The organism is Variovorax sp. P1_H12_2 (genome assembly GCF_056405335.1).
Window position 1 is genome coordinate 12,546 of record NZ_JBFUCI010000028.1, and the last position, 15,602, is coordinate 28,147.

General features: G+C 68.9%; 12 protein-coding genes and 1 pseudogene. 5 read left to right on the top strand and 8 right to left on the bottom strand.

Translation table 11 applies throughout. The annotated features are described in order from the left end of the window. Positions 1–17 precede the first annotated feature (17 nt). Genes kynB through AC1D2K_RS05320 form a run of 4 tightly spaced genes read left to right on the top strand, consistent with a single transcriptional unit; the run spans position 18 to position 4,099 of the window. Positions 18–662: an arylformamidase gene (gene kynB / locus AC1D2K_RS05305; RefSeq protein ID WP_478086872.1), complete on the top strand. Its 645-nt coding sequence runs from the start codon at positions 18–20 to the stop codon at positions 660–662. Continuing rightward, complete coding sequence (gene kynU / locus AC1D2K_RS05310) at positions 659–1,954, top strand: kynureninase (RefSeq protein WP_478086873.1); 1,296 nt, start codon at positions 659–661, stop codon at positions 1,952–1,954. The genes kynB and kynU overlap by 4 nt, the downstream gene beginning before the upstream one ends. A gap of 9 nt (positions 1,955–1,963) precedes the next feature. Next, positions 1,964–2,800: a tryptophan 2,3-dioxygenase gene (gene kynA, locus AC1D2K_RS05315; protein ID WP_478086875.1), complete on the top strand. Its 837-nt coding sequence runs from the start codon at positions 1,964–1,966 to the stop codon at positions 2,798–2,800. Between the two features lie 48 nt (positions 2,801–2,848). Next, a complete protein-coding gene (locus tag AC1D2K_RS05320) occupies positions 2,849–4,099 on the top strand; it encodes an SMI1/KNR4 family protein (RefSeq protein WP_478086876.1) in 1,251 nt (416 codons plus the stop codon). 268 nt (positions 4,100–4,367) lie between these two features. On the opposite strand, the gene AC1D2K_RS05325 is transcribed toward AC1D2K_RS05320, so the two are convergent. The 6 genes from AC1D2K_RS05325 to AC1D2K_RS05350 form a co-directional block, all read right to left on the bottom strand. Further along, entirely contained in the window at positions 4,368–5,546 is a 1,179-nt protein-coding gene (locus AC1D2K_RS05325) for an FAD-dependent monooxygenase (RefSeq protein ID WP_478086878.1), read from the bottom strand. 9 nt (positions 5,547–5,555) lie between these two features. After that, a complete protein-coding gene (locus AC1D2K_RS05330; RefSeq protein WP_478086880.1) occupies positions 5,556–5,828 on the bottom strand; it encodes a DUF6587 family protein in 273 nt (90 codons plus the stop codon). A gap of 160 nt (positions 5,829–5,988) precedes the next feature. Continuing rightward, positions 5,989–7,890 carry a ferrous iron transporter B gene (feoB, locus tag AC1D2K_RS05335; RefSeq protein ID WP_478086881.1) on the bottom strand — a complete coding sequence of 634 codons (1,902 nt, stop codon included), beginning with the start codon at positions 7,888–7,890 and terminating at the stop codon, positions 5,989–5,991. Continuing rightward, positions 7,883–8,164 (bottom strand): FeoA family protein, encoded by a 282-nt coding sequence (locus AC1D2K_RS05340; protein ID WP_478086891.1) that lies wholly within the window; start codon positions 8,162–8,164, stop codon positions 7,883–7,885. Before AC1D2K_RS05340 ends, feoB begins: the two co-directional genes overlap by 8 nt. A gap of 135 nt (positions 8,165–8,299) precedes the next feature. Beyond that, positions 8,300–11,167, bottom strand: coding sequence for an aconitate hydratase (locus tag AC1D2K_RS05345; protein WP_478086883.1), 2,868 nt, complete (start codon positions 11,165–11,167; stop codon positions 8,300–8,302). Between the two features lie 90 nt (positions 11,168–11,257). Next, positions 11,258–11,674: a hypothetical protein gene (locus AC1D2K_RS05350; protein ID WP_478086885.1), complete on the bottom strand. Its 417-nt coding sequence runs from the start codon at positions 11,672–11,674 to the stop codon at positions 11,258–11,260. Between the two features lie 132 nt (positions 11,675–11,806). Here AC1D2K_RS05350 and AC1D2K_RS05355 point away from each other — a divergent pair, with 132 nt between their 5' ends. Continuing rightward, positions 11,807–12,625 (top strand): helix-turn-helix domain-containing protein, encoded by an 819-nt coding sequence (locus tag AC1D2K_RS05355; protein ID WP_478086887.1) that lies wholly within the window; start codon positions 11,807–11,809, stop codon positions 12,623–12,625. A 75-nt stretch (positions 12,626–12,700) separates the two neighbouring features. Here the strand turns inward: AC1D2K_RS05355 and AC1D2K_RS05360 are convergent, their stop codons facing one another. Next, entirely contained in the window at positions 12,701–15,286 is a 2,586-nt protein-coding gene (locus AC1D2K_RS05360; protein WP_478086889.1) for a bifunctional aconitate hydratase 2/2-methylisocitrate dehydratase, read from the bottom strand. Positions 15,287–15,358: 72 nt separating this feature from the next. After that, a pseudogene (locus AC1D2K_RS05365) lies at positions 15,359–15,602 on the bottom strand (hypothetical protein); the annotation flags it as partial.

Here is a 15,602-nt window from a genome sequence, read left to right on the forward strand (position 1 = left end):
GGCGCTAACTTTGCGCCATGACTTCACGAATCTGGGATATCTCGCCGCCGGTGCATGACGGCGCGCCGGTGTTTCCCGGCGACACACCGTACCGGCAGCGCTGGGCCGCGACCCTCGGCCCCGGCTGTCCGGTCAACGTCAGCGAGATCACGCTGTCGCCGCACGTGGGCGCGCATGCCGACGCGCCGCTGCACTACGACCCGACCGGCGCCACCATCGGCGACGTCGATCTCGCCCCCTTTCTGGGCCCCTGCCGCGTGATCCATGCGATCGCGCGCGGGCCGCTGATCGAATGGGAGCACATCGCGCACGCCGTCGATGCCCTGCCGCCGCGGGTGCTGGTGCGCACCTACCAGCGCGCGCCGGTCGAGCGCTGGGACGGCGATCTCGCCGCCTACGCGCCCGCCACCATCGAACGCCTCGCGGCACTCGGCGTGAAGCTCGTGGGCATCGACACCGCCAGCATCGACCCGGCCGACAGCAAGACGCTCGACAGCCACCAGGTCATTCGCCGGCTCGGCCTGCGCGTGCTCGAGAACCTCGTGCTCGACGAGGTGCCCGAGGGCGACTACGAACTGATCGCCCTGCCGCTCAAGCTGGTGAGCGCCGATGCCTCCCCGGTGCGCGCGGTGCTGCGCGAACTTCAACCTGGAACCCCATGACACACGACGATTGCCGGCGCCTCGATGCGCAAGACCCCCTGGCGCCGCTGCGCGAGCGATTCCTGCTGCCCGAAGGCGTGATCTACCTCGACGGCAACTCGCTGGGCGTGCTGCCCAAGAGCGCACCCGCGCGCATCGCCGAGGTGGTCGCGAAGGAATGGGGCGAGGGCCTGATCCGCTCCTGGAACAACGCCGGCTGGTTCGACCTGCCGCAGCGCCTTGGCGACAAGGTCGCGCGCCTGATCGGTGCAGCCCCCGGCGAGGTCGTCTGCACCGACAGCACCTCGATCAACCTCTACAAGGTGCTGTTCGCGGCGCTGACCCAGGTGCTGCTGGCCTCGCCTGCCGACCGCAAGCGCCGGGTCGTGCTGAGCGAACGCAGCAATTTCCCGACCGACCTCTACATCGCCGAGTCGATCTGCCGCGAGCGCGGCTTCACGCTCAAGCTGATCGACGCCGACGAACTGCCTGCGGCGCTCGACCAGGAGGTCGCGGTGCTGATGCTGACGCACGTCAACTACCGCACCGGCGCGATGCACGACATGAAGGCGCTCACCGCCGCGGCCCACGCGGCCGGCGCGCTCACGGTCTGGGACCTCGCGCACAGCGCCGGCGCGGTGCCGGTGGCGCTCAACGACAGCGAGGCCGACTTCGCGATCGGCTGCGGCTACAAGTACCTCAACGGCGGCCCCGGCGCGCCGGCCTTCGTCTGGGTGCACACGCGCCACGCCGGCCAGTTCGCGCAGCCGCTCTCCGGCTGGTGGGGGCACGCGGCGCCTTTCGAATTCACGCCGCACTACCGACCGGCGCCGGGCGTCGCGCGCTACCTGTGCGGCACCCAGCCGATCATCGCGCTGGCCGGCCTCGAATGCGGGATCGACAGCGTGCTCGCCGCCGAGGCCTTCGACGGCGGGCAAGGCCCGATGGCGGCACTGCGCAGCAAGTCGCTGGCGCTGACCGACGCCTTCATCGCGCTGGTCGAGCAACGCTGCGCCGGGCGCTTCACGCTGGTGACGCCGCGCGACCATGCGCGGCGCGGCTCCCAGGTGTGCCTGGCCCTGAGCGACGGCGGCCCGGGCGCCTACGCGATCGTGCAGGCCCTGATCGCCCGCGGCGTGATCGGCGACTTCCGCGCCGGCGACGCGCAGACCCCCGACATCCTGCGCTTCGGCTTCACGCCGCTGTACCTCGGTTTCGAGGATGTATGGAACGCGGTCGAGCATCTGGTTCAAGTGCTCGACCGAGAAGAGTGGAAACGACCCGAGTTCAACCAGAAGCTCGCGGTCACCTGAGGAACATTGATGAGTACGGAACAGATCGTCCACGAARAAAAGGCAAAGCTCGACTTCAGCGCTTCGATGAGCTACAGCGACTACCTGAGTCTCGACCAGGTCCTGAACGCGCAGCATCCGCGCTCGCCGGCGCACGATGAAATGCTCTTCATCGTGCAGCACCAGACCAGCGAACTCTGGATGAAGCTGATGCTGCACGAACTGCGGGCCGCGATCCGCAGCATCTCGCAGGATGACCTGTCGAGCGCCTTCAAGATGCTGGCGCGGGTCTCGCGCATCATGGAGCAGCTGGTGCACGCCTGGGACGTGCTGGCCACCATGACGCCGCCCGAATACAGCGCGATGCGCCCCTACCTCGGCAACTCGAGCGGCTTCCAGAGCTGGCAGTACCGCTGCATCGAATTTGCGCTGGGCAACAAGAACGCCGCCATGCTCAAGCCGCACTCGCACCGGCCCGATCTGCTGGCCGAAGTCGAGGCGGCTTGGCGCGCGCCATCGCTCTACGACGAGGCGCTGCGCCTGCTGGCGCGCCGCGGCCTCGAGGTGCCGGCCGATCACCTGGAACGCGACTGGACGAAGCCCTACGCGTCCAGCGACATCGTCGAGCAGGCCTGGCTGGTGGCCTACCGCGAGCCCAAGAAGCACTGGGATCTCTACCAGCTCGGCGAGGAGCTCACCGATCTCGAGGACGCTTTCCGCCTCTGGCGCTTCCGCCACGTGACCACGGTCGAGCGCGTGATCGGCTTCAAGCGTGGCACCGGCGGCACCGGCGGCGTAAGCTATCTGCGCAAGATGCTGGACGTGGTGCTGTTCCCGGAAATCTGGAAGCTCAGAACCGATCTCTAGGCTGCGCCGCGTTGGCCCGCTTCGAATCACGACAAAGAGGAGACGAGGATGGACAACGATTTCTTCGGGGATGAGGAACTCGCGCTGCTGCGCGCCCATGGCATCGCGCTGTTCGCGCGGCGCGTGATCTTCGACGCGCAGCCGCCGATGGCTGAGGCGCAGATCGCCTCGCTGCAGGCCCTGTGCGCGGGGCCGCTGCCGCCCGAGCTGCTTGCGCTGTGGCGCTTGACCGCGGGAGGCCGGATCGACTACGACCTCCATCTGCACATGAACGGCAACGAGGAATCGGTGGCCTGGAGCGAGCTGTTCTGGAACGGCGGCGATGGCCCGCGCGACCTGCAGGGCTGGATCGATCACGAGCTCGAAGGCGCACGACAGGCGGTCGACCACGGCGGCGAGCCGTGGGACGGCAAGCTGACCCTGCTGCCCTTCGGCGGGTTCGAGGACTTCGACCGGATCTACGCCGTGGTCGAGCCCGGCCCCGACTACGGCCACGTGCTGGCGTGGAAGCAAGGCTTGCCGGCCGTCTGGTCGCACGAGATGCACGAGGACGGCATGACGACCGTCGCGCCCGACCTGTGCGCCGCCTTCGAGGCGCTTCATCTCGACGAAGATCCGCTGGCGCCGGCGGGCGACTACTTCACGGGGCAGTCGCTGCTCGAATACCTCGACCAGCGGCATCAGGAGCACGAGCTGTCGATCGAGCTGATGGACCGGCTGATCGCCTTCTATCGCCGCGCGATGGTCGATTGGCGCTCGCCGCTCGCCGCCGGCACGCTGGGCCAGGACGCGCCGCTGGCACGCATCGCCCTGCGTCACGCGATCGCCACCGACGACGCCGAGCTGGTCGACCGGCTGGCGGCGGCCGAGGTGGCGCTCGACGGTCCGCTGCACGGCAGCGCGATCGCCACCGACCTCGCGCTGAGCCACGGCGCCCACGCGGCCGCGCAAGCACTGGTGCGTGCCGGCGCGCCGGTGGCACGCGATGCGCTCGACTACATCGACAGCGCGGTCTCGCCCGAACTGGTCGAGCTGCTGCTGGCACGCGGCGCCGAACCCAGCGCCACCGCGATCGCGGAGTGCGTGGCCTGCGGTGCGCCGGCCGCCGCCCATCTGGTTGCCGACGCCTACGCGCAGTCCCACGACGATCTGCCCACCGCCTATGCCGCGGTCAGGGATGGCATGCTCGCCGAGCTCGAAGCCTCGCTGGTCGAGGTGCATGCCGGCCGACTGACGCACTACCTGGGGCCGGTCGGCCTCGCCAAGCGCGTCGACCACCTCCAGACCTTCAAACTGTAGTTGCTCGCCCCCAGGTTGCCCGGCACTTCGTGTCCGGGCGCCCACCCCCTACCGGGGGCGCAGCCAGCGGCCCGGCGAAGCCGGTTCCGCGGCTGCCCACCAGCAGGCGCGCTACGCGCAGCCGAAGAACGAGCACAGCGCCTGTGCCCGGCCGGCGCAGCCAGGCCCGTCGGTGAAACACCGCGGAACCGGCTTCGCCGGGCCGCTGGTGTTGCCCCCGGTAGGGGGTGGGCGGGCTACACGAAGTGAGCCCAACCTGGGGGCGAGCCTAGTGTTCATACAGCCAGGGGACGTCGAGCAGCCGGGGACCGAGCAGCCGCAAGGCCGCATCGCGGCCCGCCCGCACCAGCCCGGTGGCATGGAAGATCTCCCCGTTGCGCCGGGCTCGCGCCTGCACCTGGGCATTGCGCTGCCAGCGCTGCGCGGCATAACGCGCGAATGCCGCCGGCACCGACGCCGCATCGCCGCCATCGAGTGCCTCGGCCAGCGCCACTGCATCCTCGATCGCCATGCCCGCCCCCTGCGCGAGGTACGGCAGCATCGGGTGCGCCGCGTCGCCAACCAACGCCATGCGCTCGCTCGCCATCTGCAGCGGGTCGGTCAGCGGCGGCCGGTCGTTGAGCGTCCAGGCACGCCAGGTGGGCACGGCCTCCAGCAGTGCTTGCAGGCCCGCGCTGGTGCGACCGGTCGCCGCCTGCAAGGCGGCCAGGCTGGAGGATTGGTCCCAGTCGCGCGCATCGCCGGCCGGCGCCGCCTCGGCCAGCACCACCACGTTGAGCGCCTCGCCGCGGCGCACCGGATAGGCCACCGCGTGCAGCCGCGGCCCGAGCCAGACCGTGACCTGCGTGCTGCGCAGCGACGCCGGCAGGGCGGACTGGTCGACCAGTGCGCGCCAGGCCGTGTGGCCGGTCGCGCGCGGCGGCGGGCAGTCCGCCAGCAAGCGCGGGCGCACCGTGCTCCAGAGGCCGTCGGCCCCGATCAGCGCGTCGCCCTCCCAGACGCGATCGTCCGTGCTGGACACACAGACCGCCTGGTCGCGCACCACCACCTCGGTCACGCGCGCGGCGGTCGTCAGGGTCACGGCGCCGGTGCCGCGAGCCGCCGCCAGCAGCAGTGCGTGCAGGTCGGCGCGGTGGACGCAGAAGTAGGGAGCGGCATAGTTGTGCAGCATCGCATTGCCGAGCGGCAGGCGGGCGATTTCCCGGTCGTCGGTGGCGCTGCGCACCACCAGCGCCTCAGGCCGCGCGGCGACCCGCACCAGCGCCTCCCAGACACCGAGCGCTTGCAGCCGGCGCGTGACATTGGGGCCCAGTTGAATGCCGGCGCCCACCTCGCCGAAGGCGACCGCCTGCTCGAGCAGGTCGACCCGATGGCAACGCCGGGCCAGCGCCAGCGCGCTCGCCAGGCCCGCGATGCCGCCGCCTGCAATCAGGATGTGAGCCGACATTGCGCGCACTCAGTGCGAGCGCGCGGGAGCGGTCTTGCCGGCCGCATCCGGCTTCGCCGCGGTGCTGCAGCTGCCGCAGCTGTCGCAGGAACCGCAGCCGGAGGCCTTGCCCAACGAGGCGGCCAGGCGCTCGGCACGCTTGGCGTCGACCAGGCCGGCGCGATGCGAACCGGCGGCCACCCGGCCGGCCGCCGCACGGCGCCAGCTCCCGGGCATCCAGCGCCAGACTGCATAGAGCGCGGCCAGCGCGACGATCAGTCCGACGAGGAATTCTTGCTTCATGTCACACCTCCACCGCGCTGCACGCGCGACCATGGCCGATGAAACCAGAGGTTCCAAGCCCGGGAACACCGCGGAACCGGCTTTGCCGGGCCGCCGGTGTGGCCCCCGGAGAGGGGGTGGGCGGCCACACGAAGTGGGCCAACCTGGGGGAGAGCATCATTCATCCTCCTGTGAGCGCCAGGGCCACCCGGTAGGTGATCCAGCACGCAATGTAGGCGAGCGCGAACAAATAGCCAGCCATGATCCAAACATAACGCCACGAGCCGGTCTCGCGTTTGACGGCGGCCAAGGTCGATATGCATTGGGGTGCGAAGACGTACCAGACCAGGAGCGACAGCGCCGTGGCGAGCGACCAGCTGCCGGCAATCAGCGGCTCGAGTTGACCCGCCACGTCATCGCCGGTCGCCGACAGCRCATACACCGTCCCGAGCGCACCCACGGCCACCTCGCGCGCCGCCATCCCGGGAACCAGCGCGATCGAGATCTGCCAGTTGAAGCCGATGGGCGCGAAGATGTGTTCCAGCCCACGGCCGATCATGCCGGCCAGGCTGTACTGGATCGCCGGGCCGGTCGCGCCTTCGGGCGGCGACGGGAAGGTCGAGAGGAACCACAGCAGGATCGTCAGCGTGAGGATGATCGTGCCGACGCGCTGGATGAAGATCCAGGCCCGCTCGTAAAGGCCGAGCAGCAGGTTGCGCAGGTTGGGCCAGCGGTAGGCCGGCAGCTCCATCAGCAACGGCGACTGCCGCTTCGAGTCGCGAAAGCGCTTCATGACCCAGGCCACGGCCATTGCCGAGACGATGCCGAAGACGTACAGCGCGAACAGCACCACGCCCTGCAGGTTGAACACTCCGCCCACGGTGCGTGCCGGAATGAAGGCCGCGATCAGGAGCGCATAGACCGGCAGCCGCGCCGAACAGGTCATGAGCGGCGCGATCATGATGGTCGTGATGCGATCGCGCCAGTTGCTGATGGTCCGGGTGGCCATCACGCCCGGAATCGCGCAGGCGAAGCTCGACAGCAGCGGGATGAAGGAGCGGCCCGAGAGCCCCACCGTGCCCATCACGCGGTCGAGCAGGAAGGCCGCGCGCGGCAGGTAGCCTGAATCCTCGAGCGCGAGGATGAACAGGAACAGGATCAGGATCTGCGGCAGGAAGACGACCACGCCGCCGACGCCCGCGATGATGCCGTCGACCAGCAGGCTCTGCAGCATCCCCGCGGGGAGGTAGTGCTTGACGAGTTCGCCGAACGCCGCGGTGGCGTCCTTGATCGCGTTCATCGGCACCTCGGCCCAGCTGAACACGGCCTGGAACATCAGGAACATCGCGACCGCGAGCACCACCATGCCCCACACCGGATGCATCACGATGCGGTCGATGCGATCGCTGGTGGCCAGGCTGCCGGCCGGCTCGCGCACCGCCAGGCCGAGGACGCGGCGCACCTCGCGCTGGGTGTCGAGCACTTCGTCGAGCCCGGGCGCCTGCCATTGCTGCAGCGGGCCCGCGGCGGCCACCGGCGCGTCGAGCGCCTCCAGCAGGCCCTGGGCGCCGCCGCTGTGCACGCCGACGGTCTCGATCACCGGCAGGCCGAGCTCACGCGACAGCACGGCCGCATCGACCGCGATGCCCTGCTTTTTCGCCATGTCGGTCATGTTGAGCGCCACCACGATCGGCAGCCCCAGGCGCTTGGCCTCGAGCACCAGCCGCAGGTTGAGGCGCAGGTTGGTGGCGTCGGTGACGCACACCAGCAGGTCGGGCAGCGCCTCTTGGCTCTGGCCGGTGACCACGTCGCGCGTGACGRCTTCGTCGGCCGACAGCGCATTGAGGCTGTAGGCGCCCGGCAGGTCGAGCACGAAGACGCGCCGGCCGGCGGCGGTGCGCAAGGTGCCTTCCTTGCGCTCGACGGTCACGCCCGCGTAGTTGGCCACCTTCTGGCGGCTGCCCGTGAGCAGGTTGAACAGCGCGGTCTTGCCGCAGTTGGGATTGCCCAGCAGCGCGATGCGCTCGGGCGGGCTGCTCGAGCGGGCGGCGCCGGGCTGGAAGTTCAGGGTCGCTTCAACCATGGCCGGCCGCTCCCGGCGTCACGCGGATCAGCGACGCCTCGTGGCGGCGCAACGCGAAAGTGGTGTTGCCCAGCCGCACGGCGAGCGGCTCCCGCCCGGGCACGCCGGTGGCGACGATGCGCACGGCCTCACCCGGCACGAAGCCGATTTCGGTCAGACGCAGCACCAGTTCCCTGCCCTCGGCCTCCTCGGGCCGCAGGACGTCGAGTACGGTGGCCCATTGGTGCTGGGGAAGCTGATCGAGGCTGATGGCGGCCGAGGCCGCGCCGTTCATTGTGGTCACCCGCGGAGTCCAGAGAATGCAAAAGAGAATTATTCTCGAAAACTCCGGGGTTTGGGGCGATCTGGCGCAAGAATCCCTTCAGGGTGGCGCGGCCCGGACGAGCGTCCGCGCCGAGTCAGCTTCCGGTCAGGCCGCCAGCAGCTGGCGCAGCACGAAGGGCAGGATGCCGCCGTGCTTGTAGTAGTCGACCTCGATCGGCGTGTCGATGCGCAGGCGCACGGTGACCTCCTGGTGCGTGCCGTCCGGGCGGTGGACCACGATCTTGACGTCCATCTGCGGCTTCAACTCGCCGCCGACGACGACATCGATCTTCTCGTTGCCGGTGAGGCCGAGACTTTCCCAGGAATCGGCACCGCGGAACTGCAGCGGCAGCACGCCCATGCCGACCAGGTTGGCGCGGTGGATGCGCTCGAAGCTGCGCGCCACCACCGCCTTGATGCCGAGCAGTTGCGTGCCCTTGGCGGCCCAGTCGCGCGAGGAGCCGGTGCCGTACTCCTCGCCGCCGAAGATCACGGTCGGCACGCCCTGCTCGATGTACTTCATCGCAGCGTCGTAGATGAACATCTTCTCGTTGCCCGGCTGGAACAGCGTGAGCCCGCCCTCCTCGCGCGAACCGTCCGCATCGGCCGGGATCATGAGGTTCTTGATGCGCACGTTGGCGAAGGTGCCGCGCATCATCACGTCATGGTTGCCGCGGCGCGAGCCGTAGCTGTTGAAGTCGGCCTTCGACACGCCGTGCGCCTTGAGCCAGATACCCGCCGGCGAGCTTTCCTTGATCGAGCCGGCCGGAGAAATGTGGTCGGTGGTGATCGAGTCCCCGAACAGCGCCATGATGCGCGCGCCGGTGAAGCCGGCGTCGCTCGCATGCGGCTCCATCTTGAAGCCCTCGAAGAACGGCGGCTCGGCGATGTAGGTCGACTTGGGCCAGTCGTAGACCTGCCCCTTGGTGCCCTTGATGCTGCTCCAGAGCTTGCCCGGGTTGTCCTTGATCTGCTCGTAGTTCTTCCGGAAGGTCTTGGCGTTCATCGCGAAGCGCAGGTTGTCGTCGATCTCCTTCGGGCTGGGCCAGATGTCGCCGAGGTAGACGTCCCGCCCCTTCTTGCCCTTGCCCACCGGCTGGGTCATGAGGTCAACCATCACGTTGCCGGCGATCGCGAAGGCCACCACCAGCGGCGGCGAGGCCAGGAAGTTGGCCTTCAGGTTCGGATGGATGCGGGCTTCGAAATTGCGGTTGCCCGACAGCACCGCGGCACCGATCAGATTGTTCTTCGTGATGACTTCGTTGATCTCGGGCGTGAGGTCGCCGGCGTTGCCGATGCAGGTGGTGCAGCCGTAGCCGGCCAGGTAGAAGCCGAGCTTCTCGAGGTAGGGCAGCAGGCCGGCCTTCTCGAGGTACTCGGTCACGATGCGGGACCCGGGGGCCAGCGAGGTCTTGACGTGCGGCTTGACGGTGAGCCCCGCCTCCACCGCCTTTTTGGCCAGCAGGCCCGCGGCCAGCATCACGCTCGGGTTCGAGGTGTTGGTGCACGAGGTGATGGCGGCGATCAGCACGTCGCCGTTGCCGATCGACACCTGGCCCTTGGGCGCGGGCGGCGCGGTCGCACCCACATGGGCCGCGGCCTTGGTCGAGCGGTTGGCGATCATCTCGACCACGTCGCGCGGCGCACCYGGCGGCGGCGCTGCTGCTTCCTTTTCGCCCTTGCTGCCCTCGTGCGTCAGCGGATAGCGCAGCTTCAGCGTATCGGCCGGCTGGTTGAAGCCGTTGGCCTCGTTCGGCTTGCTGTAGAGCTCGGAAAACTTGGTCGCCAGGTGCCCCAGGTCGATGCGGTCCTGCGGCCGCTTCGGGCCGGCCAGGCTCGGCGACACGGTGCCGAGGTCGAGCTTGACGATCTTGGTGTATTCGAGTTCGCCGGGCGCCGGCATGCCGAACAGCCCCTGGGCCTTGTAGTAGGCCTCGAAGCGCTCGACCTCGGCGTCGGTGCGGCCGGTGCCCTTGAAGTAGGCCACGGTCATCTCGTCGACCGGGAAGAAGCCCATGGTGGCGCCGTACTCGGGCGCCATGTTGCCGATGGTGGCGCGGTCGGGCACCGCGATCGAGGCGGCGCCGGGGCCGAAGAACTCGACGAACTTGCCGACCACCTTCTCGCCGCGCAGGATCGCCGTGACGTACAGCACCAGGTCGGTGGCGGTGACGCCCTCGCGCAGCTGGCCGCTGAGCTCGAAGCCGACCACGTCGGGGGTCAGCATGTAAACCGGCTGGCCCAGCATCGCGGCCTCGGCCTCGATCCCGCCCACGCCCCAGCCGACCACGCCAATGCCGTTGATCATGGTCGTGTGGCTGTCGGTTCCGACCAGCGAGTCGGGGTAGTAGGTCGGCGGATCGGCCTTGTCGTGCGGGCTCTTGTAGACGCCGCGCGCAAAGTACTCGAGATTGACCTGGTGCACGATGCCGAAGCCGGGCGGCACGACGCCGAAAGTGTCGAAGGCCTGCATGCCCCATTTCATGAACTGGTAGCGCTCGTTGTTGCGCTGGAACTCGAGCTTCATGTTGAGGTCGAGCGCCTTCGGCGTGCCGTAGTAGTCGACCATCACCGAGTGGTCGACCACCAGGTCGACCGGCACCAGCGGCTCGATGGTCTTGGGCGACTTGCCCAGCGACTGCGCCACGCTGCGCATCGCGGCCAGGTCGGCCAGCAGCGGCACGCCGGTGAAGTCCTGCAGCACCACCCGCGTCACGACGAAGGGCACTTCGTCGGTGCGCTCCGCGTTGGGCGACCAGTTGGCGAGCTGCTCGACGTGCTCGGCCGTGACCTTCTGGCCGTCGCAGTTGCGAAGCACGGATTCGAGCACGATGCGGATCGAGACCGGCAGCTTGTCGACGTTGGGGTATTGCTTCGCGAGCTCCTTGAGGGACCAGTACTTGCCGGCCTTTCCCGACGCGGTCTTGAAGGTCTTGAGCGTGGAGGCGAAGGCGTGCGCCGGTACTTTGGCCATGAAGAAACTCCTTGTTCGTGGAAGCTCCTCAAAGATAGCAGGGTTCGGTGACTCCGGCAGCAGGCGGGAAGCCCGCCGGCGCGCTTCGGTTCAGGCGGCGACGGCGCGCGCGCCGCTGGCGCGGCTGTGCCGCAGGCCCATCCACTGCAGTTCGGCGAGCACCACCACGGTGACCGCCTGGGCCAGGACCCAGGCCCAGCCCCACGCGCTGATCGAGGTGCCGCCGGCGGCCAGCAGGGCGATGCAGGCGGCCGCCCAGCCGAAGTTGCCGGCCACCACCCACCCGATCAGCCGGCGTGGCGGCAGCGCGCGGCTCGCCATCCAGGCTGCGGCGCAGGCATAGGCCAGGAGGAAGACGCCGGTGGCCAGCAGCAGCGGCACCGGCAGTCCGGTCAGGCGGGCCAGGGCGCCGGCAAAGACCAGTTGCAGCGCCCCGGTGGCGGCGCACGAGGCGGCATCGGCCCACATCAGGCGGGGCAGGAAACGGCGGGAAGCGAAGACGGACATGACGGACTCCTTGGGTTCGGCGCGGCAGGCCCTTCCTGTCGCGTTGGAGCCCATCATTCCCACGGCGCGGCGCCGGGTCGATGACCTGGGAGGTCATGGGCCGTGGCGCGCCGGTTCACTAGGATGTGGTCCATGCACACATCGAGCACCCCCCCGACCGCGGCCGACCCGTTCGGCGCCCATCTGCGCCACTGGCGCCAGCACCGGCGCCTGAGCCAGCTCGACCTGGCCCACGAGGCCCAGGTGTCGACCCGCCACCTGAGCTACGTCGAGACCGGCCGCGCCGAGCCCAGTCGCGAGATGGTGCTGCGGCTGGCCGAGCGGCTGGAAGTGCCGCTGCGCGAGCGCAATGCGCTGCTGGTGGCCGCGGGCTACGCGCCGATGTACCGGCAACGCTCGCTCGACGACCCGGCCCTGGCGGCGGCGCGGCGGGCGGTCGACCTGGTGCTCAAGGGCCATGAGCCCTTCCCTGCGCTGGCGGTCGATCGCCACTGGAACCTGGTGGCGCACAACGCGCTGGTGCCGATGCTGATGACCGGTGCGGCCCCGCACCTGCTCGAGAGGCCGATCAACGTCCTCCGGCTCAGCCTGCACCCGGACGGCCTGGCACCGCGGATCGCCAACCTGGCGCAATGGCGCGGCCACCTGCTGGAGCGGCTGCAGCAGCAGATCGCCGCCACCGGCGATACCGCGCTTGCGGCGCTGCACGACGAACTGGCGGCCTACCCGGCGCCGCAGGTGAGCCATGACACGCCGGTCGCCGGCGTCGAACTCTCCAATGTGATCGTGCCCTTCCAGCTCGTGACGCCGGACGGCGTGCTGAGCTTCATCAGCACCACCACGATCTTCGGCACCCCGGTGGACGTCACCTTGCAGGAACTCGCGGTCGAATCGTTCTTCCCGGCGGACGCGCAGACGGCGAAGGCGCTGACCGCTCTCGCGCAGCGCTGAAGCGGCCGGCCGCCCGGAGGGTCCCCCATGAAAAAAGCCCCGCGAGGCGGGGCTTTTTGCTGGGACGGCCGAGGATCAGGCGGCGACCGTGGCCGCGACGTCCTTGTAGTCGTCGATCTTGTCGAAGTTCAGGTACTGGTAGATCTGGTCGCTGGCGGCGTCGAGCACGCCGACGCTCGCCATGTACTCGGCCTTGGTCGGAATGCGACCCAGGCGCGAGCAGATCGCGGCCAGTTCGGCGCTGCCGAGGTACACGTTGGAGTTCTTGCCCAGGCGGTTCGGGAAGTTGCGCGTGCTGGTCGACATCACGGTCGCGCCTTCGCGCACCTGTGCCTGGTTGCCCATGCACAGCGAGCAGCCCGGCATTTCGGTGCGGGCACCGGCATTGCCGAAGACGCCGTAATGGCCTTCCTCGGTGAGCTGCTGGGCGTCCATCTTGGTCGGCGGCGCGATCCACAGCTTGACCGGGATGTCGCGCTTGCCTTCGAGCAGCTTGGAGGCTGCGCGGAAGTGACCGATGTTGGTCATGCACGAACCGATGAACACTTCGTCGATGGTGGCGCCGGCCACGTCCGACAGCGTCTTCACGTCGTCGGGGTCGTTCGGGCAGGCGACGATCGGCTCGTGGATGTCGGCCAGGTCGATCTCGATCACGGCCGCGTAGTCGGCGTCGGCATCGCCCTTGAGCAGCTGCGGGTCCTTGAGCCAGGCTTCCTGGGCGGCGATGCGGCGGGCCAGCGTGCGGGCGTCGGCATAGCCCTCGGCGATCATCCAGCGCATCAGCGTGATGTTGCTGTTGATGTACTCGATGATCGGTTCCTTGTTCAGGTGCACCGTGCAGCCGGCGGCCGAGCGTTCGGCCGAGGCATCGCTGAGCTCGAAAGCCTGTTCGACCTTCAGATCGGGCAGGCCCTCGATCTCGAGGATGCGGCCCGAGAAGATGTTCTTCTTGCCCTTCTTCTCGACCGTCAGCTGGCCCGCCTTGATCGCATAGAGCGGAATCGCGTTGACCAGGTCGCGCAGGGTCACGCCGGGCTGCATCTTGCCCTTGAAGCGCACCAGCACGGATTCGGGCATGTCCAGCGGCATCACGCCCGTGGCGGCCGCGAAGGCCACCAGGCCGGAGCCGGCCGGGAAGCTGATGCCGATCGGAAAGCGCGTGTGGCTGTCGCCGCCGGTGCCGACCGTGTCGGGCGTCAGCAGGCGATTGAGCCAGCTGTGGATCACGCCGTCGCCCGGACGCAGCGAAACGCCGCCGCGCGTGGCCATGAAATCCGGCAGCTCGTGGTGCATCTTGACGTCGACCTTCTTCGGATAGGCCGCCGTGTGGCAGAAGGACTGCATCACCAGGTCGGCGCTGAAGCCGAGGCAGGCCAGGTCCTTGAGTTCGTCGCGGGTCATCGGGCCGGTGGTGTCCTGGCTGCCGACCGAGGTCATCTTCGGCTCGCAGTAGGTGCCGGGGCGCACTCCCAGGCCCTCTGGCAGGCCGCAGGCGCGGCCCACCATTTTCTGCGCCAGCGAGAAGCCCTTCTTGGTGTCGACCGGGCTGACCGGCAGGCGGAACAGCGTCGAGGCCGGCAGACCCAGCGCTTCGCGCGCCTTGGAGGTCAAGCCGCGGCCGATGATCAGCGGAATGCGGCCGCCGGCACGCACTTCGTCGAACAGCACGTCGCTCTTGACGGAGAACTCGGCAATCACCTTGCCGTCCTTGAGCGCCTTGCCCTCATAGGGACGCAGTTCGACCACGTCGCCCATGTTCATCTGGCTGACGTCGAGTTCGATCGGCAGCGCGCCGGAGTCTTCCATCGTGTTGTAGAAGATCGGAGCAATCTTGCCGCCGAGGCAGACGCCGCCGAAGCGCTTGTTCGGCACGTAGGGGATGTCTTCGCCGGTGAACCAGAGCACCGAGTTGGTCGCGCTCTTGCGCGACGAGCCCGTGCCGACGACGTCGCCGGCGTAGGCCACCAGATGGCCGYGGGCGCGCAGGTCCTCGATGAACTTGACCGGGCCGCGCTTGCCGTCTTCCTCCGGCACGATGCCGGGGCGCGCGTTCTTGTGCATCGCGAGTGCGTGCATCGGAATGTCGGGCCGCGTGGTCGCGTCGGGTGCGGGCGACAGATCGTCGGTGTTGATTTCGCCTGCGACCTTGAAGATGCTGACGGTGATGCTTTGCGGCACTTCGGGGCGGCTGGTGAACCATTCGGCATCGGCCCAGCTCTGCAGCACCGACTTGGCATTCGCATTGCCCTTGTCGGCCTTCTCCTTGACGTCGTGGAACTGGTCGAACATCAGCAGGGTCTTCTTCAGGCCTTCGGCCGCGACGGTGCCGACTTCGGCGTCGTCCAGCAGATCGACCAGCGGTCCGATGTTGTAGCCGCCGAGCATGGTGCCGAGCAGCTCGGTCGCACGGGCACGCGTGAGCAGCAGGCTCTTCTCGGTGCCGTGGGCCACGGCTGCGAGGTAGCTGGCCTTGACCTTGGCGGCGTCGTCCACGCCCGCCGGTACGCGGTTCGTCAGCAGGTCGAGCAGGAAGTCGGCCTCGGCCACGACCGGCGCCTTCATGAGCTCGATCAGTTCGGCAGTCTGCTTGGCGGTCAGCGGCAGCGGCGGGATGCCGAGCGCGGCGCGTTCGGCAACATGTTCAACGTAGGCTTGCAACATCTTCTTTTCTCCGGATACACAAAAGGGCGGGCGGCTCCCGCGTCGAAGCGGGAGCCGCGCCTTGACGGATGACTACTGCTTCTTGGTGGCCGGCGGCGTGTCGGCGCCGTCGAACAGGCTCTTGGGCGGGTTCTTCTTCATGTCCTCGGCCACCTCGACCTGCTTGGCCGCCTGGCATTCGTCGGCCAGCCGCAGGCCCTGCTTCTGGCTCATCAGCATCGACTTGTTGCCCAACTGCAGCCACATGGCCTCGCGGACCGGGTCTTCGAGCCGGACCGCGCCGGTGCGGCTGGAGACCGGGTGCAGGCGGTACTTC